The 19,579-nt window shown below is 36.4% G+C and carries 25 protein-coding genes and 1 pseudogene; 25 read left to right on the forward strand and 1 reads right to left on the reverse strand.

Going from position 1 to position 19,579, the window contains the following annotated elements:
• Window positions 1-83: 83 nt before the first annotated feature.
• From AAGD68_RS00610 to AAGD68_RS00700, 19 genes and pseudogenes are all read left to right on the forward strand, one after another.
• Complete coding sequence (locus AAGD68_RS00610) at window positions 84-551, forward strand: crossover junction endodeoxyribonuclease RuvC (RefSeq protein ID WP_264704635.1); 468 nt, start codon at window positions 84-86, stop codon at window positions 549-551.
• A gap of 102 nt (window positions 552-653) precedes the next feature.
• Entirely contained in the window at window positions 654-1,868 is a 1,215-nt protein-coding gene (locus tag AAGD68_RS00615; protein ID WP_264687110.1) for a DNA modification methylase, read from the forward strand.
• Between the two features lie 24 nt (window positions 1,869-1,892).
• The gene (locus AAGD68_RS00620; RefSeq protein WP_065095468.1) at window positions 1,893-2,372 is read left to right on the forward strand and encodes a hypothetical protein; all 480 of its coding nucleotides are present in this window, start codon (window positions 1,893-1,895) and stop codon (window positions 2,370-2,372) included.
• Window positions 2,373-2,391: 19 nt separating this feature from the next.
• Window positions 2,392-3,861, forward strand: coding sequence for an ankyrin repeat domain-containing protein (locus AAGD68_RS00625; RefSeq protein WP_265026784.1), 1,470 nt, complete (start codon window positions 2,392-2,394; stop codon window positions 3,859-3,861).
• A complete protein-coding gene (locus tag AAGD68_RS00630; protein ID WP_341814392.1) occupies window positions 3,858-5,681 on the forward strand; it encodes a phage terminase large subunit family protein in 1,824 nt (607 codons plus the stop codon). Before AAGD68_RS00625 ends, AAGD68_RS00630 begins: the two co-directional genes overlap by 4 nt.
• 3 nt (window positions 5,682-5,684) lie before the next feature.
• A complete protein-coding gene (locus AAGD68_RS00635; protein ID WP_341814281.1) occupies window positions 5,685-5,918 on the forward strand; it encodes a gpW family head-tail joining protein in 234 nt (77 codons plus the stop codon).
• Window positions 5,919-5,958: 40 nt separating this feature from the next.
• The gene (locus AAGD68_RS00640) at window positions 5,959-6,246 is read left to right on the forward strand and encodes a hypothetical protein (protein ID WP_341814282.1); all 288 of its coding nucleotides are present in this window, start codon (window positions 5,959-5,961) and stop codon (window positions 6,244-6,246) included.
• Between the two features lie 93 nt (window positions 6,247-6,339).
• The gene (locus AAGD68_RS00645) at window positions 6,340-6,537 is read left to right on the forward strand and encodes a type II toxin-antitoxin system RelE family toxin (RefSeq protein WP_341814283.1); all 198 of its coding nucleotides are present in this window, start codon (window positions 6,340-6,342) and stop codon (window positions 6,535-6,537) included.
• 122 nt (window positions 6,538-6,659) lie between these two features.
• Window positions 6,660-8,078 carry a phage portal protein gene (locus AAGD68_RS00650; RefSeq protein WP_341814284.1) on the forward strand — a complete coding sequence of 473 codons (1,419 nt, stop codon included), beginning with the start codon at window positions 6,660-6,662 and terminating at the stop codon, window positions 8,076-8,078.
• Window positions 8,078-9,109, forward strand: coding sequence for a S49 family peptidase (locus tag AAGD68_RS00655; RefSeq protein WP_341814245.1), 1,032 nt, complete (start codon window positions 8,078-8,080; stop codon window positions 9,107-9,109). Before AAGD68_RS00650 ends, AAGD68_RS00655 begins: the two co-directional genes overlap by 1 nt.
• A gap of 76 nt (window positions 9,110-9,185) precedes the next feature.
• A complete protein-coding gene (locus AAGD68_RS00660; protein WP_341814246.1) occupies window positions 9,186-9,560 on the forward strand; it encodes a head decoration protein in 375 nt (124 codons plus the stop codon).
• Window positions 9,561-9,585: 25 nt separating this feature from the next.
• A complete protein-coding gene (locus AAGD68_RS00665) occupies window positions 9,586-10,590 on the forward strand; it encodes a major capsid protein (protein WP_341814247.1) in 1,005 nt (334 codons plus the stop codon).
• An 83-nt stretch (window positions 10,591-10,673) separates the two neighbouring features.
• Entirely contained in the window at window positions 10,674-10,979 is a 306-nt protein-coding gene (locus tag AAGD68_RS00670; protein WP_341814248.1) for a hypothetical protein, read from the forward strand.
• Window position 10,980: 1 nt separating this feature from the next.
• On the forward strand, window positions 10,981-11,472 hold the full coding sequence (locus AAGD68_RS00675) for a phage tail protein (RefSeq protein WP_065095516.1): 492 nt from the start codon (window positions 10,981-10,983) through the stop codon (window positions 11,470-11,472).
• Between the two features lie 9 nt (window positions 11,473-11,481).
• Window positions 11,482-11,964 carry a hypothetical protein gene (locus tag AAGD68_RS00680; RefSeq protein ID WP_065095515.1) on the forward strand — a complete coding sequence of 161 codons (483 nt, stop codon included), beginning with the start codon at window positions 11,482-11,484 and terminating at the stop codon, window positions 11,962-11,964.
• Window positions 11,951-12,414, forward strand: a pseudogene (locus AAGD68_RS00685) (phage baseplate assembly protein V). The gene AAGD68_RS00680 and the pseudogene AAGD68_RS00685 overlap by 14 nt, the downstream one beginning before the upstream one ends.
• Window positions 12,411-12,665: a PAAR domain-containing protein gene (locus tag AAGD68_RS00690; protein WP_250778397.1), complete on the forward strand. Its 255-nt coding sequence runs from the start codon at window positions 12,411-12,413 to the stop codon at window positions 12,663-12,665. The pseudogene AAGD68_RS00685 and the gene AAGD68_RS00690 overlap by 4 nt, the downstream one beginning before the upstream one ends.
• Before the next feature lie 2 nt (window positions 12,666-12,667).
• A complete protein-coding gene (locus AAGD68_RS00695; protein ID WP_341814249.1) occupies window positions 12,668-13,003 on the forward strand; it encodes a GPW/gp25 family protein in 336 nt (111 codons plus the stop codon).
• A 2-nt stretch (window positions 13,004-13,005) separates the two neighbouring features.
• Window positions 13,006-13,806: a baseplate J/gp47 family protein gene (locus tag AAGD68_RS00700; protein WP_341814285.1), complete on the forward strand. Its 801-nt coding sequence runs from the start codon at window positions 13,006-13,008 to the stop codon at window positions 13,804-13,806.
• Here AAGD68_RS00700 and AAGD68_RS00705 read toward each other — a convergent pair.
• Window positions 13,792-13,974: an HU family DNA-binding protein gene (locus AAGD68_RS00705; protein ID WP_264328561.1), complete on the reverse strand. Its 183-nt coding sequence runs from the start codon at window positions 13,972-13,974 to the stop codon at window positions 13,792-13,794. The genes AAGD68_RS00700 and AAGD68_RS00705 overlap by 15 nt on opposite strands.
• A 117-nt stretch (window positions 13,975-14,091) precedes the next feature.
• Here AAGD68_RS00705 and AAGD68_RS00710 point away from each other — a divergent pair, with 117 nt between their 5' ends.
• From AAGD68_RS00710 to AAGD68_RS00735, 6 genes are all read left to right on the forward strand, one after another.
• Window positions 14,092-15,258: a phage tail protein gene (locus tag AAGD68_RS00710; RefSeq protein ID WP_341814286.1), complete on the forward strand. Its 1,167-nt coding sequence runs from the start codon at window positions 14,092-14,094 to the stop codon at window positions 15,256-15,258.
• Window positions 15,259-15,426: 168 nt separating this feature from the next.
• On the forward strand, window positions 15,427-16,164 hold the full coding sequence (locus AAGD68_RS00715; protein ID WP_264328563.1) for an ankyrin repeat domain-containing protein: 738 nt from the start codon (window positions 15,427-15,429) through the stop codon (window positions 16,162-16,164).
• Window positions 16,165-16,181: 17 nt separating this feature from the next.
• Window positions 16,182-16,766 carry an ankyrin repeat domain-containing protein gene (locus tag AAGD68_RS00720; RefSeq protein WP_341814287.1) on the forward strand — a complete coding sequence of 195 codons (585 nt, stop codon included), beginning with the start codon at window positions 16,182-16,184 and terminating at the stop codon, window positions 16,764-16,766.
• Window positions 16,767-17,002: 236 nt separating this feature from the next.
• Window positions 17,003-17,569 (forward strand): ankyrin repeat domain-containing protein, encoded by a 567-nt coding sequence (locus AAGD68_RS00725; protein ID WP_265037897.1) that lies wholly within the window; start codon window positions 17,003-17,005, stop codon window positions 17,567-17,569.
• Between the two features lie 23 nt (window positions 17,570-17,592).
• Complete coding sequence (locus AAGD68_RS00730; RefSeq protein ID WP_265037894.1) at window positions 17,593-18,024, forward strand: DUF2924 domain-containing protein; 432 nt, start codon at window positions 17,593-17,595, stop codon at window positions 18,022-18,024.
• Window positions 18,025-18,026: 2 nt separating this feature from the next.
• Window positions 18,027-19,532: a recombinase family protein gene (locus tag AAGD68_RS00735; protein ID WP_341814288.1), complete on the forward strand. Its 1,506-nt coding sequence runs from the start codon at window positions 18,027-18,029 to the stop codon at window positions 19,530-19,532.
• The last annotated feature ends 47 nt before the right edge of the window (window positions 19,533-19,579 follow it).

Below are 19,579 nucleotides of genomic sequence, written 5' to 3' on the forward strand. Positions count from 1 at the left end.
AAAATAGAATTTTTTGGACGAATTTTGAAGTTACCGTGTATATATATTATGTACACACTACAACGTACCTCTAATTTCTAGTAATGTCAATCTTAACACTCGACCTCGGCAAACAAACGGGCTGGGCAATTCTAACAGATGGAATAATTGAAAGTGGAAGCAAAGGCTTTCATGGTAGTCGTTTTAGCGGAGGTGGCATGTGCTTCTTGAATTTTCGTAATTGGCTTAATTCTTTGAAACATGAGTTCACTGCAGTGTATTTTGAAGAAGTGAGAAGACATCTAGGAACTGATGCAGCGCATTGCTACGGTGGTTTTCTTGCCGTTCTATCTGCTTGGTGTGAAGAGAACAATATTCCCTACCAAGGTGTTAATGTTAAAACTATAAAACGCTTTATAGCAGGCAAAGGTAATGCAAGTAAGAGTGAAGTTATTGAAGCGATACGTGAAAAAGGTTTTTCACCTAGAGATGATAATCAAGCAGATGCTTTGGCATTAATGTTCTACGTTATGAATCTTAGTAAAGATTTTAACACATTAAAAATACCGTAAAAGTGGGTCCTTTCGGCCATAATGGCGGGTTTGGTGGGTTCAACCCCAGGCCTTCTCTAGCGTCAGATATATTTTGAATATTAACTTTTTAATTATTAAGATATGAATTTAGCAATCCACTACTATCCTACTCGAAATCTGGTCGAATATGAGCGTAATCCACGTAAAAATGACGATGTAGTCAACAGAATGTGTGCTTCTATTCGAGAATTCGGCTTTCGTATTCCAATAGTTGCAAAAAGCGATGGTACTGTGGTTGATGGTCATTTAAGACTTAAAGCAGCAAGAAAACTCGGTATGGAGAGTATTCCAGTGGTCTTAAGTGATAATTTAAACGAACCACAAACCAAAGCTTTTCGATTACTTGCCAATCAATCAGCTAATTGGGCAAAGTGGGATGATGATCTTTTAAAAGTGGAAATTCAAGAGCTAGAAGATTTGCAGTTTGACCTTAAAATGACAGGATTTGAATTAGAAAAAGTTCAACATTTCCTTGATGATTTAGATAGTGAAAAAGAAGATTTTTCTGACTTAGCTATTGATGACAAAAAGGTAACAAAACCAGGTGATCTTTGGATTTTAGGTGATCATAGAATCTATTGTGGTGATAGCTCTGTAGTTGAATCATATAAAGCGGTATTAGACGATAAAATGGCAGATATTACCGTATGTGATCCTCCATATAACGTTGATTACGGTAGCAGTCAGGAAAGAGAAGATAAAAAAATATTAAATGATAATCAAGGTGAAAAGTATGAGCTTTTTCTCTACGACATCTGTTCCCACATTTTAGCATATACGAAAGGTGCAATTTACATCTGCATATCATCATCAGAGTTTTCAACGTTGCAAAAAGCATTTGAGGAGGCAGGAGGAAAATGGTCAACATTTATCATTTGGGCAAAGAATCACTTTACGCTAGGAAGATCAGATTATCAAAGACAATACGAAGCAATGCTCTATGGATGGAAAAGCGGCAATAAACGTGAGTGGCATGGAGGTAGAAATCAAAGTGATCTGTGGTTTTATGATAAGCCAATACATAACTCACTGCACCCAACAATGAAGCCAGTAGAGCTAATGGAGAGAGCAATAGTAAACAGCAGCAGATCAGGAGACATAGTACTTGATCCATTTAGCGGTTCTGGCAGCACGATGATTGCATGTGAGAGAACAGGAAGAATTTGCAGAACAATAGAGCTAGATTCAAAATTTGTAGATGTAACCATAAAACGTTGGCAAGTATATACCGGAAGAGATGCCATTTTAGCCAGTACTGGTAAAACTTTTGCAGAAATTCAAGAAGAAAATTCGTAGAAACAAGAGAGAGGAGAAAAAAAAGTGAAAATCACACAAACAGAATGGGCAAGAGAGATAGGAGTATCAAAGCAATATGTCTGTTATTTAGTAAAAAAAGGAATAGTTGAGTTGGAGGATGGACTCATTGACCGAGAACAAGCAAACAGGGCTATAGAAACAATCAGAGATCCAAGTCAACCACTGAGAAGAAAAAACTATTCAGAAAGCGGAGAAAAACTTTCCACGATGTTGCTTAAAACGCGAATAAAAAATGAAATGGAACGAGGTAAACTTCTTGAGGCAAAAGCTAGGGCTGAGATAGGAGAACTTGTAGCAGTAGAAGAAGTAAAGCGCGATGCATTTAATGTAGCAAGAGTTGTCCGTAATAATTTACTTAATATTCCAAATAGAGTTTCAGCATTGCTTGCATCACTGAGTGACACTGAAAAGATTCATATGGCGCTAACTGAAGAGATTACAAACTCACTTGAAGAATTATCTAACACTAAATTTCAAATATAAAAAAGATTTTGAATATAAAATGTCTGATAACTTAAGTTTAGAGTTAATAAAATGTCTCATCAATCAACCAGGAGTAGATGTAAATGTTAGAGGATTAAACGGAAAAACCCCACTACATTGCGCTATAGAGTTTGATGAATTAAGTATGGTAGATCTGTTACTCACGAAAAAGAACATTAATCCTTTTATAGAAGATAATGATGGTAAAACATCTCTTGATTACGCCAAAGAAGGGAAAAAAGCAGAAATATTACAAGCGCTAATTAATAACAAATACGGGTCAGAACAAGATAGCTTACTTCATTTAGCTGCAATGATAGGTGAAGTTAATGCAGTTAGATATTTGATAGGAAAAGGCATTGATGTTAATGTACGAAATACTCTGCATCATACTCCATTACATCTAGCAGCAGGCATAGGACATGAAAATATTGTCAAAATTTTAGTGAAAGAAGGAAATGCTGAAATAGATGTCTTTGATGCACGAAATCAGACACCAATGCACTATGCAGTTAATAACAAAAAGTTGGAAATAGTAAAGTTACTGCTAAAGCTTGGAGCAGATGTGAATAGTGCACGCATGGGACAAAACTCAATGAAATTGTCACCTGTGCATATAGCTGTAAGTAATACTAATTACGATGAAAGAGACTTATGTCTTGATATCCTCAAATCCTTAATAAAGGAGCCTAATGCTCAAGTCAATTTGCAAGACTACGAAAGTAAAACACCACTACATTACGCTGAAAGACTTAAAACAATAGAAGTTTTACTAACACGAGAAGATATAGACCCTCTGGTAAAAGACGATAGCGGCAAGACACCATTTGATTACGCTAAACCTGAGATAAAGAAGGCTTTGATGAGTAATAAATACGGTTCTGAAAAGAATAGTCTACTCCATTTAGCTGCACAAAGAGGAGAAATTGAGATTGTAGATGCAATTTTAAAAGAAGAAATCAATATTGATATTGTAAATAATAAAGGTCTATCACCAATTTATCTTGCTGCAGAAAAAAGGCATTTACATGTAGTAAAGTTATTGCTGAAAAAAGGAGCAAACTATACACCTGTTTTGCACTTAGCAATCAAGTCAAATAATTTAGAATTGCTAAAAACTTTATTTAAAGAAAAGAGCATCAAATTACCAGACGAGATAGGCAAGTCTGTACCAGTTTATTATAGGTGTATAGAACATAGAGATGCAAAAGTAAGAAAATACAACAATGTGATCTGTGTTTTTACCTCAGTAAGTGCAGTAGCAATAGCGGTATGTATAGGGTTAACAGCAACAACAATAAGCAATGCAATCATTTTTGCAACAATAACAGGGATATTTGCACTTATTATAGCAATAATGATAAGTGAGGTGAGCAAAAGATATATAGAAAACGAATTTCAGAAAAAGATGTTTATGGAACTGGAGGAGTGTAGTTCTACTGTTAATGACGTTGAGTTAGAACCAATTACTAGTAGATGCAGACAATGATATACGCTAGAGCTTTTTCTGAAGGTTTAAGACCAGATCCCCAGCTTAAAGTGTCAGAGTGGGCAAATGAGTATCGAGTTTTAGCACCAACTGCAGCATCAGAGCCAGGAAAATGGAGAACAGAGAGAACTCCTTATTTAAAAGAGATCATGGATTCACTTTCTCCGTCCTCACCAGCAGAAAAAGTAGTATTCATGAAAGGAGCGCAGATTGGTGGAACAGAAGCTGGTAACAATTGGATTGGCTACATCATAGATCAGACTCCTGGTCCAATGCTGGTAGTACAGCCAACAGTTGAAATGGGAAAACGTTGGTCGAAGGGAAGATTTGCACCGTTAATAGAGAGTACGCCATGTTTAAAAAGTAAAGTAAAAGACCCAAGGTCAAGAGATTCAGGGAATACTGTACAAAGTAAGGAGTTTCCAGGTGGAATAGTAGTAATAACTGGAGCGAATAGTAGTGTAGGACTGAGATCTATGCCAGTAAAATATCTCTTTCTTGATGAAATAGATGCTTACCCAGGAGATTCAGGAGGAGAAGGAGATCCAGTACTGCTCAGTATTGCTCGAACTAATACATTTGCAAGGCGAAAGATTTTTTTAGTATCGACACCAACGATTCATGGAATAAGCAGAATTGAGAAAGAATTTGAAGCAACAGATAAGCAGTACTTTTTTGTACCATGTCCGTATTGTAATTACTATCAAGTTCTAAAATGGTCACAAATTAAATGGGAAAACAACGACTCAAGAACAGCACATTATGTCTGCACTGAATGTAGCGGCAAAATAGAAAATCATCAAAAGACAGAGATGCTTGAGCGTGGAGAATGGAGACCTACTAATAGAGTAAAAGGTGAGAAAAAAGGATTTCATCTTTCAAGTCTTTATAGTCCAGTAGGCTGGTATAGCTGGACTCAAGCAGTAGAAGATTTTCTTCATGCAAAAGAAAGTGAACAATTACTAAAAGTTTGGATAAACACAACGCTTGGAGAAACTTGGGTAGATAAAGGAGAAGTACCAGACTGGAAGCAATTATTTAACAGGAGAGAATTTTTTCAGATTGGCACAGTACCTAGGAGAGAAGTAGTACTTACTGCAGGAGTAGATGTCCAAAAAGATCGTCTAGAGGTGGAAGTTGTAGCCTGGGGAAAAAGCCGTGAAAATTGGTCAATAGACTACCGAGTATTTGAAGGAGATACAGGAGGTGGAGAAGTATGGAAAAAGCTTTCGGAGCTTCTGAGTCATCATTTTATCGGTAAAAATGGGCTTGAATATATGATAAGTATGATGGCAGTTGATGCAGGATATGCAACACAGGAAGTATACAACTGGGTAAGAGGTCATCAAGGATCTGGAAGAGTAATGGCAGTCAAAGGTGTAAATAAAGCACTAGTACCACTTAGCAGCCCAAGTAGAGTAGATATAACAGTTGGTGGTCAAAAGCTAAAGAGAGGAATAAAGCTCTGGCCAGTGGGAGTATCGATATTAAAGTCAGAGCTTTTTCAATTACTTAATATTTTGAAAGAAGAAGAGAAAGTGCCAGCAGGATATTGTCATTTTCCGGAGTATGCACCTGAATATTTTAAGCAGCTAACGGCAGAGCAATTAGTCAGCAAGGTAGTAAAAGGATACACTAAACAAGAGTGGCAGAAGGTAAGAGAAAGAAATGAAGTACTAGATTGCCGAATTTACGCAAGAGCAGCATCGATAGCACTGGGAATAGACAGATGGCCAGAGAGTAAGTGGAATAGTTTGAGTGAAAAACCAGAAAGTAAAAAATCAAAGAAAATAGTGAAAAGTAAATGGATCAGCAAGTAGTAAATGTATAACGAAGATTATTTAATTCAAGTCGAAGAAGCGATAAAGAAACTACAAAATGGAGAGAGAGTAGTATCAATTGCGTATGGTGATCATGTTGTGAAATATGCTGAAGTCCAGATAAATGACTTGCTGAATCTACGGCAACGTATTAAAGCTGAACTAAAAGTTGCAGGTGTGAAGCCAAAGAGGAAAATTGTTTTTTCAACGAGCAAGGGGATTGACAAAATTATGTAAAAATGTTATAGTTCACAGTTGATATCTTACAGTGAATAATATGGCTCAAAGTCAAGGAAGGCTTAATGTTAATGTAAATTTTGAGGGGGAATTTGCTCAGTACCTTACAGAAATGGCGAAAGTTCAAAATAGAACTATAGAAGAAGTTGTAAAGGACCTAGTGGAAGAAGAAATTGAAGCAAGTAAATTATCTGAAGAAGATGATGAAATAGATGAAGTAGATATAGAGTTAGCTAAGCTTTCTCTTGAGCGTGATGCTAGAGGTGATGAAGAAATTAGAAGTGAGGATGTAGACTGGAATAGAATATTATCTGCAAAAACAGTCTAAAAGTGGAGATACAAGCTGAGATACGATATTATCTATTCAAAAAAAGTTCTTGAGGAAGACTTTCTTGCATTACCACCAACGATAAGATCTAGAGTGAGAAGAGCTGTAGATAGTCGTCTTGCAACCAACCCTAGAGCAATAGGTAAAGCATTATCTCATGAATTTAAAGGGTATTTTAGGATACGAGTAAGTGACTATCGTGTAATTTATAGGATAAACTACTCAAAACACACAGTAACTATTACTGCAATGGGACATCGAAAGGACATTTATGAACGCAGCCCAGAATAAGATTGTGCACAAGCCTCATGCATAATTTATAAAGTGTTAACAACCAGGCTATCCAGCAGCTTGCTGTAATTTTTTAATGTCAGATTTGTGCAATAAACTGCTGCATAATTAACAATTCAAAAATGCTATTAAAATCATTCAAACAATTATTCAACAAACCAAAGATAAAAAGCTCTGCATGGGATGCAGCAGGTTCAGGAAGAAGATTTTTTCACTTTCAACCAGAGTTAGGAAGTATAAACAATTTGCTTTCTCAAAGCCTTGAACACTTACGTAGTCGATCACGTGATATGGTAAGGAAAAACCCTTATGCTGCTAATATTATTGATACCATAGTAAGTAACTCTATTGGAACAGGAATAAAACCGCAATCAAAGGCTAAAGATCCAGAATTTCGTAAAAAAGTGCAAGAATTATGGCTGAGATGGACAGATGAAGCGGACAGTAGTGGAATAAGTGATTTTTATGGACTACAGGCATTGGTTTGTAGGAGCATGGTTGAAGGGGGTGAATGTTTTGTACGACTGAGGACGAGAAAATCTGGAGATGGTTTATGTGTACCTTTGCAATTACAAGTACTTGAATCTGAACATTTAGATAATAAGAGTAATCAGACACTTTCCAATGGCAACGTTATCAGAAGCGGCATAGAATTCAACCGACTTGGGCAAAGAGAAGCATATTACCTATTTCGAGAACATCCAGGAGAAGGGTCATTTGGAGAATCAGTTCGTGTACCAGCAAATGATGTTTTACACATCTACAGACCCCTAAGACCTGGGCAAATACGAGGAATACCGTGGTTGTCCAGTGTACTTTTAAAGCTCTATGAACTTGATCAATACGATGATGCAGAATTAGTCAGGAAAAAGACAGCAGCGATGTTTGCAGGATTTATTACGAGACTTGATCCTGAAGCAAACATAATGGGAGAAGGAGAAAGTAATGAACAAGGAGTAGCGCTATCTGGGTTAGAGCCAGGAACTATGCAATTACTTGATCCAGGGGAAGACATAAGATTTTCAGAACCATCAGATGTTGGAGGAAGTTATGAAGCATTCATGAAACAGCAGCTCAGGGCAATAGCAGTAGGCACAGGGATAACGTATGAGCAGCTAACAGGGGATTTAACGGGTGTCAATTATTCATCAATCCGAGCTGGGTTAATAGAGTTTCGTAGGAGGTGCGCGATGTTACAGCATAACGTGGTAGTATTTCAATTTTGCCGTCCAGTATGGGATAGGTGGTTAGAATTAGCCCTACTCTCAGGAGAACTCGATATAGGAGAAGAATGGACAAAAAAAGGGGCAAAAGAAGTAAAATGGATAGCGCAAGGGTTTGATTGGGTGGACCCGCTGAAAGATCAGCAAGCACAGCAAATGGCGGTAAGAAATGGCTTCAAAAGTCGAGCAGAAGTAGTATCAGAAATGGGTTACGATGTAGAAGAAATTGACCAAGAAATAGCAGAAGATCAAAAGCGAGCTAATTCTTTTGGACTTTGTTTCGATTCTGATGTTAATCATAAAAGGGAAGGAAGGTGATGTGGATAAATAAACCAGTAGTGGTAGAGAGAAGAAGCTTTGAACTACTATCATTATATAACAGCAAACAACCTATCTTTAAGAACTTAAAGCATTTTCATATAAACCCAAAAGGAATAGCAATAATACGTATTTATGGAGTTTTGACAAAAAAAACAGAAGCTTTTGATCATATTTTAGATATGACTTCGTATGAAAATATTCATGAAGAGATAGAGAGTGCTTTAGGAGATAAAAGCATAGAGACGATTCTACTTGACATAGATAGTCCAGGAGGGGAAGTAAACGGTGTCTTTGACCTAGCTGATTTTATTTATGAATCAAGAACAAAAAAGAGAATTATTGCAATAGCAAATGATGATGCATATTCTGCTGCATATGCTATAGCTTCTAGCGCTGAGAAGGTATTTGTGAGCAGAACTTCTGGTGTTGGCAGTATTGGAGTAATAGCAAGTCATATCGATCAAAGTAGGTTTGATGAAAAGCAAGGTATTAAGTACACCACAATCTTTGCTGGTAGTCGAAAGAATGATTTAAACCCACATGAGCCAATGACGTCTGAAAGTCTGGGAAGCTTACAAAAAGAAGTAGACCGACTATATGAAATGTTTGTGCAGCTGATAGCAAGGAACAGAGGTCTTTCAATTGAAAAGATTCGATCAACAGAGGCAGGGCTATATTTTGGGGAGAAAGCAATAGAAATAGGTCTTGCAGATGGAGTTACAACATTTTTTGAATTTATCAACAATCATAAAAGTAGGAGTGTTAGTATGACAACTATTGAGGAAAGCTACGAGAACTGTCGTAGAGAAATTTTAGAGATAATAAGATTATGTAATGTATCAAAGATGCCAGAAAAGATAGGAGAATTTATTGAGCAAAGCGTAAGTGTTGAGCAAGCACGGGAAGTTTTAATGGAGTTACTTGCAGAGCGAACGAAAAAGACAGAGATACTGAGTGCAATACCACAGAATTCAGGAGAAGAATTGATGATGCAGGTAGCTAAAGCTAGAGCACAATCAAGTATTTAAGTTTTTTTATAACCGCCGCGTACAATAACTACAAACATGGCGGTAAAACTAAAGGAAAAAAAGGAGAAAAGAAAATATGACATGTATAACCGAACAAAATAATCTAGGTGACTTATTAAAGTATGAGGCATCAAGTCTATATTCAAGAGACCAGATAAATGTAGCGAAAGGTCAAAATATTAAACTTGGTACAGTAGTTGCCAAGAAGACAGATGATGGTTTTATTAGAGTGCTGAACCCCACTGGAACAGACGGCACACAAACAGCAGTAGGAGTAATTACAACCGATATACATAGCAAAGATTCTGATATGAAAGGAGTAATTATTACTCGCAGTGCAATACTAGCAGATCATGCAGTGGTGTGGCCAGCAAATATCACTGAAGAACAGAAAGCTGAAGCAATAAAGCAACTTGAAGGACGAGGGATCATTATCCGCAAGGGAGTGTAACTTAAATTAATAAGGGGGAAAAAGAATGCAAAATCCATTTACGAATACAGCATTTAGCATGACGGCACTAACAAATGCGATGAATATATTGCCGATAAATTATGGACGTGTTGAAAATTTAAATTTATTTCCAAGTAGGTCAGTAAGATTTAGACATATTACGATAGAAGAACACAACGGAGTGTTAAGTTTACTACCAACGCAAGTACCCGGAGCACCAGCAACAGTGGGAAAACGAGGAAAACGGAAAATAAGAACATTTACGATTCCGCATATTCCGCATGATGATGTAGTACTGCCAGAAGAAGTGCAGGGAATAAGAGCATTTGGATCAGAAAGTGAACTGAAAGCGCTGGCAGACGTAATAACTGACCATTTACAGCTAATGAGAAACAAGCACGCAATAACATTAGAGCATTTGCGTATGGGAGCGCTGAAGGGAATAATTTTAGATGCTGATGGGTCGGAATTATTAAATCTGTACAACGAATTTGAAATAACACCAAAAGTAGTAAATTTTGCCCTTGGAACAGCAACAACTGATGTAAAGCGTAAGTGCTTGGAGGTATTGCGACATATTGAGGATAACTTAAGTGGTGAATATATGACGGGAATTCATGCACTGGTAAGCCCTGAGTTTTTTGATGCATTAACTTCCCATAGTAAGGTGAAAGAGGCATATGAGAGATGGCAAGAAGGAGCAGCGCTAAGGAATGATATGAGGTCAGGATTTACATTCTGCGGAATCACATTTGAGGAATATAGAGGGCAAGCAACTGATCCTGAAGGAACCGTAAGAAGGTTTATAGAAAGAGATACAGGACACTGTTTTCCAGTAGGAACAGCGAGCACATTTACAACATATTTTGCACCAGCAGATTTTAATGAAACAGTAAATACACTAGGACAGCCACTCTATGCAAAACAAGAGCCAAGAAGATTTGATAGAGGGACTGATTTGCATACGCAGTCAAACCCTCTGCCAATGTGCCACCGTCCAGCGATACTAGTCAAGATCGTTGCAACATAGGTAGAGCAAATATAAAGCGGTGTGAGGCAGAAGAATGCTTTACCTCTTCTTAGCATATAAATGTTAGTATATAGCGGAGAAACGTGCAAGAGAATATTAAGAGATTATTTAAAGATTGTTTTGCCCATTTAGGAGAAGTGGCTTTATATAAATCAAAGGATAAGTCATATATGGTACAGGTATTAAAGCAACAGCCAGATAAATTATACGAGATTGGTGAAGGACAATTTGTGGGAGAGATGCTTTTTCTTGAGGTAAGCATTTTTGATATACTGAGGCCAATTGTAGGAGATATTTTTGTTATAGGTGATTGCAAATACAAAATACACACACCACCACTTAGAGATAAATCTGGAATGGTCTGGCGAACCGAAGCGTATGGGGTGTAAAATGTCTGTTCATATAGAAGTTGAGGTAATAGAAAGTGTAAATGCTAAAAGAAAAAAAATAGAATTAGCAATAGTGAGAGCGTTAAACAGAACAGCACTATGGCTAAAATTGAAGACAGCAAAAGAAATTAGTGAGGAAAAGAAGATAAAATTAAGTTTGATAAGAAAGAGATTAAGAATTTTTAAGGCGAAAACTAGCAGATTAGAAGTGTTAATTAGAGCAAATCTCTATGACATTAGAGCATCGACAATTGGCAAGATACAAAAAACAAGAAGAGGATCGAAAGTAGGAAAGCATGAGTTTATAGGAGGATTTGCAGCAGTTATGCCAAAAGGAAATAGCGGTATGTTTAAACGTGAAGGAAGGGCAGCATTGCCAATAAAGGAAGTTAAGTTGCCACTGAAACCTGAGGCTTCAAGGATAATAGGGAATCTTGTTAATTATGAAGTTGAAAAGGTATTTGAAAAATATTTTATACATTACATGAGTTAAATTATATGCATGACAAAGTTCTGGAAAGATTTACATCAAGCAATTTGCAGCACACTGAAGGAAGAAATACCGTCTATACAGACATGTGAAATTTATCCAGCAATAAGGAAAGAATTATTAGCGCCAGCGTTATTTGTAGAGCTTGTGAGTTTAGAATCGGGAAAAGATCCTGGAACAGAGGAATTAGCGCTGAAAGCAAGATTTGAAGCGAGAATTGTAGTTGATGGAACAGTCGAGTATTCCTCGTTAGTTGTAAGGTCATTAGCAGCAGAAGTAGCAAGAGTAGTAAATAAAAATACTTGGAACGTGAAAAATGTTTCACCAGGAGAATTTATATCAGGAGGAGGAGATGATTTTAGGCCAGAGCTCGATGCATATTTAGTGTGGTTGGTTGAATGGGTTCACTATCTGCATTTTGGAGAATCAGTCTGGTTAGAGGGGAAAATTAAGCCACATAAAATAGCAGTGGGAGAAATGCATGTTGGAAAATAATTTTGCCATTGCAGAGTTACAGAGAAAAGTAGCGAATATTATTCGTATCGGAATTATTAAAGAAATAGATTATGAAAAAGCAAAAGTAAGAGTGAAAATAGGAGAATTTTTAACAGATTATCTGCCATGGGTAACGAGCAAAGCAGGAAAAGATAGAGATTGGTCTCCACCAGATATCGGTGAACAGGTTATGATATTTTCTCCTTTTGGTGAACTATCATTAGGAGTGGTATTAGGAGGAATATATCAGGAAAAATACCCTGCACCAGAGAATAAAAAAGAAATAAATAGATAAAATTTCAAGATGGAACAAGATTGTTATATGATAAAGGGAAGCATCATTTAGAGATTGAAGTAGTGGACAAAATAACACTGAAGGCTGGGAAATCAAGTATAGAAATGACAAAAAGTGGAATAAAACTGAAAGCAGAAAGGATTGACTTAAATTGAACAAAGGAATAGTAAGGTTAGGAGACTATTGTGGAGAAGCTATACCACATTTCTGCATTAGCGGAAGTAATAATGTTTTTGTAAACGGTAAGTCAATATGTAGACAAGGAGACAGTTTTAGTGAAGGAAAAGTAATGATTCAAGTATCAAAAACAGTGTTTGCAAATGGTCTTAGTGTAGGAAGAGTAGGAGATATAGTTTCATGTGGGTTTAAAGTAATAAAAGGCAGTGAAACCGTGTTTGCAGGCTAAAAATGAAAGGAATGGATGCTAAAACAGGGAAAGCGTTAGAAGGAATAGAGCACTTAAAGCAATCGATAATTGATATACTGACCACACCGATAGGATCGCGAATTATGATGAGGGATTATGGGTCTAGGCTATTTGAATTAGTAGATAAGCCAATCAGTAGGGATTTAACACTAGAAATTTACGCAGCAACAGCAGAAGCACTGGGGAAATTTGAGAGGAGATTTAAGTTAGAAAAAGTAAAGATTGCTGAAGTTAAAGAAGGAAAAATGACTCTTGTACTTGAAGGTATTTATCTTCCAGAAGGCAAATTCATAGATATTAGAGGAATAGTTGTTTAGAAATGCAGACACCTAATATTATTGAAAAGCTGAGTTATGAAGAAATCTTTTCGAGAATGAAGGAAGAATTGGTCCGTAGAGATGAAACCTTTTCAGCATTAGTTGAAAGTGATCCAGCGGTAAAGATTATGGAGGTAGCAGCATGGAGAGAACTTTTGCTCAGAGAAAGAATAAATGAAGCAGTAGAGAGTAATTTACTGAAATTTGCAGTAGGAGAAGATCTTGATAATTTGGCTGAGTTTTACGGAGTGGAGAGGCAGAAAGAAGAAGATGATGAAAGATTTAGAAAGAAGGTAAAAGCAAAAATAAAAGGCTGGAGCACATGTGGGAGCAAGGAGTATTATAGGTATCATGCACTGTCAGCAGATAGTAGAGTAAAAGATGCATTAGTAGAATCACCTATACCAGGGAAAGTACAAATTTCAATCTTATCAACACAATTATCCACAACTGGCATAGCGTTAGAAGAGCTACTAGAAATTGTAAAAAAGCAGGTTACTAGAGATGATATAAGGGTTTTAACAGATACAGTAACAGTAATTGGTTGCAATATTACGGAAATAGATATTCACAGCAGAATGAGCATAAGTCCTGTAATATCGAAGGAGGAAATCAAGAAGCAGTTCATTAAGAAGTTTGAAGCAAATAGAAGGCTGGGATGGAATGTTACAAGATCTTGGATAATAGCAAATTTGTTTGTAGAGGGTGTAGAAAACGTAGAATTAATCGAGCCAAGAGAGGATGTTGTGGTTCTGGGGAATGAGTGTGCGGTGCTTAGCTACGTCAAGTTAGATAGGATTTAAAACGTATTTTTTGCTTTGTGGAATCATACCAGTGAGAGGATTACGTGCAATAAGTGGTTTAAGGTTTACTGGATAAAAATGACCAATGTTATGCAGACGAAAAGATTCTCCTTCTCCTAGCTGTTGCAACTTATTTTTTAAGGTATTAACAATATAGTCAAATATCAAAGAAAGTATTTTTAATACCGAGAATATCTTTGTTTTTTATCAGTTCTGCAATGATCTCTTGCTTACTCATAAGCTACCTAAATAAAGGAAATTAAAGCAACTTGAAAGAAAAGACAAATGAAAAGTTTATTACCGCCAAACGCAACAAAGCAAGAAAAAGCGCTAGTAGAAACAATCGACTATAAAGTTAATCCAAGTTGCATAAGAGGGTTTAAATTTAGATTAGAAGAAGAAACATTGCCGTGGTTGATTGAGGAATATGGTTTAGAAGAGATACTGCGTTGGGTAAAAGATAGAAGAAAAGCCGTAGTAGAAGGAGTAAAATTTCAAAGACTGAGAGGAACTCCAGCATCACTAAAAATAGCACTAAAATGGGCAAATATAGAAGATATTACAATTATTGAGGAGCCACCTGGTAAACATTTTTTCGAGTTGCAAATAGGAATAAGAGATGTTCCAAATGACTTTTTTGTAGATGCAGTAGTAGAGCTGACAAAACTATCATTACCTGCAAGATCCAGATTGATGAGAATTTTTAACGATTATTATAATGCACAGAGATTTATATTGGATGAGAGTTTATTTGGAGATCTTCTTTCTGACTATTCAGGGGTAAAAATAGAAAAAGATGGACCGGTGTTATCATTTGGAAGAGTGAACTTTTTCAGATCTAGCAATCCATTAATTGAGGTTATAGAGAGTTATCTACGCGATCATCATGAACAAGCTTTAAGCAATGATATATATCGCTTGGATGTAGCAATACTTGGAGAAACCGAGCCTCACACAAAGAATTATAACGGTATTTATGAAAGAAATCATGTGTGGTATAACTTCAAAGCACTATATCCGCTACCACAGAGCTTATTACCTGAGATTAAGTTTGCTAAAGCGCAGATAGTATTATCAGATAGCTGGAATTTAGGGAAAGTAAATGCATGTTTTCCAGTAAGTAGCGTAGAAGAAGAAGGAAATAAATTTGTATTGGGAAGTAGTAAACTGTCTGAAGAACTGTGGAATTTAAAATACAAGCCAATTTTAGAAAGGTTTAGCGTTACTCACCACTACAAAGTAGAAGATTTTACCAATCAAAAAGTTATAAGATATGGTTTAGCAAAGCACTATGTTCATTTTGAAAGCGAATTAAATTCAGAGCAAAAGGATTCAATACATGAACCGGAAAATTACATTTTAGTGTTGTACCTAGGTGTACTAACATGGCACGAACATCGACATTTGCACAGAAGTTGGAAAAATAGTCAAGTAATATCTATAATAAGTTAAGTACTTATATTTATATCCTCATATATTATATTAATAATAGGTTAAAATATATGAAATAAAAAGAAAAAGACTTGCTTTCTTATGCTAAAACGGACATGACTTGAATAGCGGCAGGTAAATATAAGAAATTTGTCTGGCGCTAGAAAAGCTAATTTTGTGAGGTATGCAATGGGGTTCAACGAAGAAAAGAGAGAATCTTTTAGTAAGTTTTTTAAAGAAGTATCAAGTAACGGGTTTGAAAACATTAATAAAAGAAATGAAGAAGGAGAGACGATATTACACCAAGCAGTGGAAATCTCTGATTACAAAACAGTAAGGTTATTAATAAATAAGGGAGCAAATGTGAATGCAAGAGATAAAAAGGGTTATGCACCACTGCACTGCGCAGTATTTGCGAGAAGTTTAGAAAATGTAAAAGTGCTGATCAGGGGAGGAGGAGAAGTAAATGCTACTCAATATATCAACGGATGTACGCCACTGCACTCTGCATGTAGGCTAGGGGCAGGAATTGCAATAATAAAAGAGCTAGTAAAAGCAGGAGCTGCAGTTAATCAACTGGATAAATATGGTGCAACACCAATGTACTATATCTGGGAAAGTGAAAGGTATGGCCTATGGGATAATGGAGAGAATGAAAAGGCGAGGAAATTTCTGGGAAAGCAAGGCGGAATAACAAAAAGTAGAGAACTGACGTGCTATGGAATAGAGAGGCTAGTGGGAGAAATAGCAGACATGTTGAATAGGAGTTATTTGCCTGAGTTAAAAATAATAGAGATAGGAGAAATAAGGAAGAAAGATAAGTCACTAATAAAGGAAGAATGTAAAAATTTAGCAAGCAAAATAATGAGCCAAGTGAACGAAATGATAGATGAGGTGGTGGAGGCAGACTTAAGCAAGATGTGGTGAGGAGGGAGCTCAAAAAGATGAGCAAAGAGTTTGGTTGCGAAAATTTCAAAGGGAAAGTGAGGTATGTTATGTCAAGGAAAGAAGCAAGGAATGTTTTTGATAGGTTATTGAAAGCATTATCAGAAAACAGGTTTCAACAAATAAATGAAAAAGACGCAGCAGGTTGCACAATATTGCACCGAGCAGCACAGGTGTCAGAGCCAGAAGTAATAAAGTTATTAATAGAAAAAGGTGCAGGTACAAACGATAGAAACAATAGAGGCGAGACACCGTTGCACCTAGCAGCGTTTTTAGGAAGAAGAAAAAATGTGAAAGTGCTGATAGAAGGAGGAGCTACAGTAAATGCAAAATCAAACAATAAAGCAGTACCACTACACTTAGCCTGTTTAGCAAGAAGAATAGGAACAATAGAAGAGCTGATAAATGCAGGAGGAGATCTTGATACAGTAGATAAATTTGGATGTAGCCCACTAAACTATGCAAAAATTTACCCGAAAGTGACAAGTTATCTAGAAAAGAAGGGAGTGAATATGAGAGATATAGAAGTGATGTATGGAGGAGCAAACAAGGCAATAGAGGAGGTAATGGAGAAACGAGACTGAAAAAATGAAGTCACTTAGAAAAGGAGGTATTGTTTAACAGGTTAAATAGATAGACATACATCTTAATATATTATATTAATATTCGAAAAAATGTGTAAATTTAGCAAAAAAAACTTGCTTTTTATGCCAAAACAGCCCTAAGTGAAAAAGTAGCTAGTAAACAAACAAGATTTGCTAAGCACTAAAGTGAGCCAAATTGGAGGCACTTTATATTACATTAATAGCTGAGGAAAGTTATGGTAAAATTTAGTAAAAAAGAAAGAGAAGAGTTTAATAAGGCGTGGAAAGAGGTATTAGATAACTCAATAGAAAATATTAATAAAAAAGACACAAAAGGAAGGACGATATTACATTACGCAGTAGGAATGCCAGATCCAAAAAAAGTGAGGTTATTAATCAAAAAGGGAGCAGATGTAGATGCAGCAGATGCCGGGAAATATAGACCACTGCACTTAGCAGTCATGGGACAACGTGTAGAAAATACAAAAGAGCTGATAAAGGCAGGAGCCGATGTAAACGCAGTGGAACGAAGTAGCAAATTTGCTGCGTTACACCTTGCCTGCATGGTAAGTGAGATAAAAATAGTAGAAGAACTAGTAAAAGCCGGAGCGAATATAGAGCAAAAGGATAAATTTGGCAAAACAGCAATGTATTATACGAGAAAAAATAAAGAGATAATAGAAGTGTTAGAGAACGTAAAAATGGCAAATAAACAGAGGGAGTTCATAGAAAAAATAAAAACCGTATCGGAAAGTACGGCAGCAGGTGTAAAAGAAGAGCTTGTGGATGGGAAAGTGCTATAGCGTTTAAAAATTCAGGTGATTATATGGAAAAAAAAGTAGAAAAAGAGGTAGAATATTTAGAGAAAAAAGCGTTGGAAGAGCTGAGGAAAATATGGAAGAAGGTATTTGAGGAAGAGGCACCTAGACATTCAAAGAAGTATCTAATACCGAGGTTAGCATATAGAATACAGGAGAAAGCGTATGGAGAAATATCAAGAAAAGGGGCAAAAAGACTAGAATATCTAGCAGATCGGTTAGAGAAGGGAAAAAGAATAAGTAGTGATAAACTGCCAGTAGCAGGAACAGAGCTAATATTAGAGAGAGGGGAAGAGACGCATGCGGTAATGGTAACAGATAAGGGTTTAATCTACAGAGAAGAGTTTTATACGTCATTGTCAGCAGTAGCAGGGAAAATAATGGGAATGAGTTACAACGGACCTTTATTGTTTGGAATGCGTGATAAAAGTGGAAGTTGAGAATGTTAAAAGAGGTAAGATGTGCAATATATACGCGAAAATCAAATGAAGACGGTCTAGAGCAAAAGTTCAACAGCTTGGACGCGCAACGAGTAGCATGTGAAAAGTACATAAAAAGCCGAGAAGGCTGGGTAGTATTGGCAAAAAGATACGATGATGGAGGATATTCAGGAAAAAATTTAGAAAGACCAGCGATAAAGGAGTTGTTTGAAGATGTAAAGGCAGGAGAAGTAGATTGTGTAGTAGTATATACATTAGACAGGCTATCAAGGGAAACAAAAGATAGTATAGAAGTGACATCATTTTTTAGAAGGCACAGAGTAAATTTTGTAGCAGTAACGCAGATATTTGACAATAATACGCCAATGGGAAAGTTCGTACAAACAGTGTTATCAGGGGCAGCACAACTAGAAAGAGAAATGATCGTAGAGAGAGTAAAAAACAAAATAGCAACATCAAAAGAACAAGGATTATGGATGGGAGGAACTTTACCGCTAGGGTATGATGTAAAAGATAAAGAATTAATAATAAATGAGAAAGAAGCAAAGACAGTGAAGCATATATTTGAAAGATATTTGGAGCTGAAGTCAATGGCAGAATTGGCAAGGGAGTTAAACAGAGAAGGATACCGAACAAAGAGATTTGAAGCAAAGTCTGATGGAGGAGAAATCTTTAAAAAAGCAACGGTAAGGAGAATAATAACGAATCCAATATATATGGGAAAAATAAGGCATTATGAGAAACAATATGAAGGAAAGCATGAAGCGATAATAGAAGAAAAAAAATGGCAAAAAGCGCAAGAATTAATAAAGAATCAACCGTATCAAGGGAAAAAATATGAAGAGGCACTACTAAAGGGAATAATCAAGTGCAAGAGCTGTGATGTGAATATGACACTGACGTATGCGAAAAAGGAGAATAAGAGGTATCGATATTATATATGCAATAACCATTTAAGAGGAAAAGATTGTGGATCAGTGAACCGAACAGTAGTAGCGGGAGAAGTAGAAAAAGAAGTGATGAAGAGAGCAGAACGCCTATATGAAAATTTGGAAGAAAAAGCGGAAGAGTGGAAAAATTTAAGTTTTGGAAAACAGAAAGAAGTGGTGAAGAAATTAATAAAGACAGTATGGATGAGAGAGGATGGAATAGATGTCTGTTCTGAGTCAGAGGAAAAATTGATACCAATGGAGTTAAAGAAGAAAGGAAGCAAGTGTACTATAGTAGAACCAGAAGGGAAAACAAATAATGCGCTACTGAAAGCAGTGGTAAGGGCACATCTTTGGAAACGTCAGCTGGAAGATGGAAAATACGCTAGTGTAAAAGAGATGAGCGCTAAAATTAAGATAGGCATGAGAAGAATACATCAAATTTTAAGGTTAAATTATTTAGCGCCACAAATAAAAGAAGACATAGTAAATGGGAAACAGCCAAGAGGCTTGAAGTTAGTGAATTTAAGAGAAATACCGGTGCTGTGGAGTGAGCAATTGGAGAAATTTTATGGGTAGTGCTTGATTGAGAAATTAATAAGTTATTAATGAAAAAAGTATATAGA

The organism is Wolbachia endosymbiont (group A) of Machimus atricapillus (genome assembly GCF_964027095.1).
Taxonomy (GTDB): Bacteria; Pseudomonadota; Alphaproteobacteria; order Rickettsiales; family Anaplasmataceae; genus Wolbachia.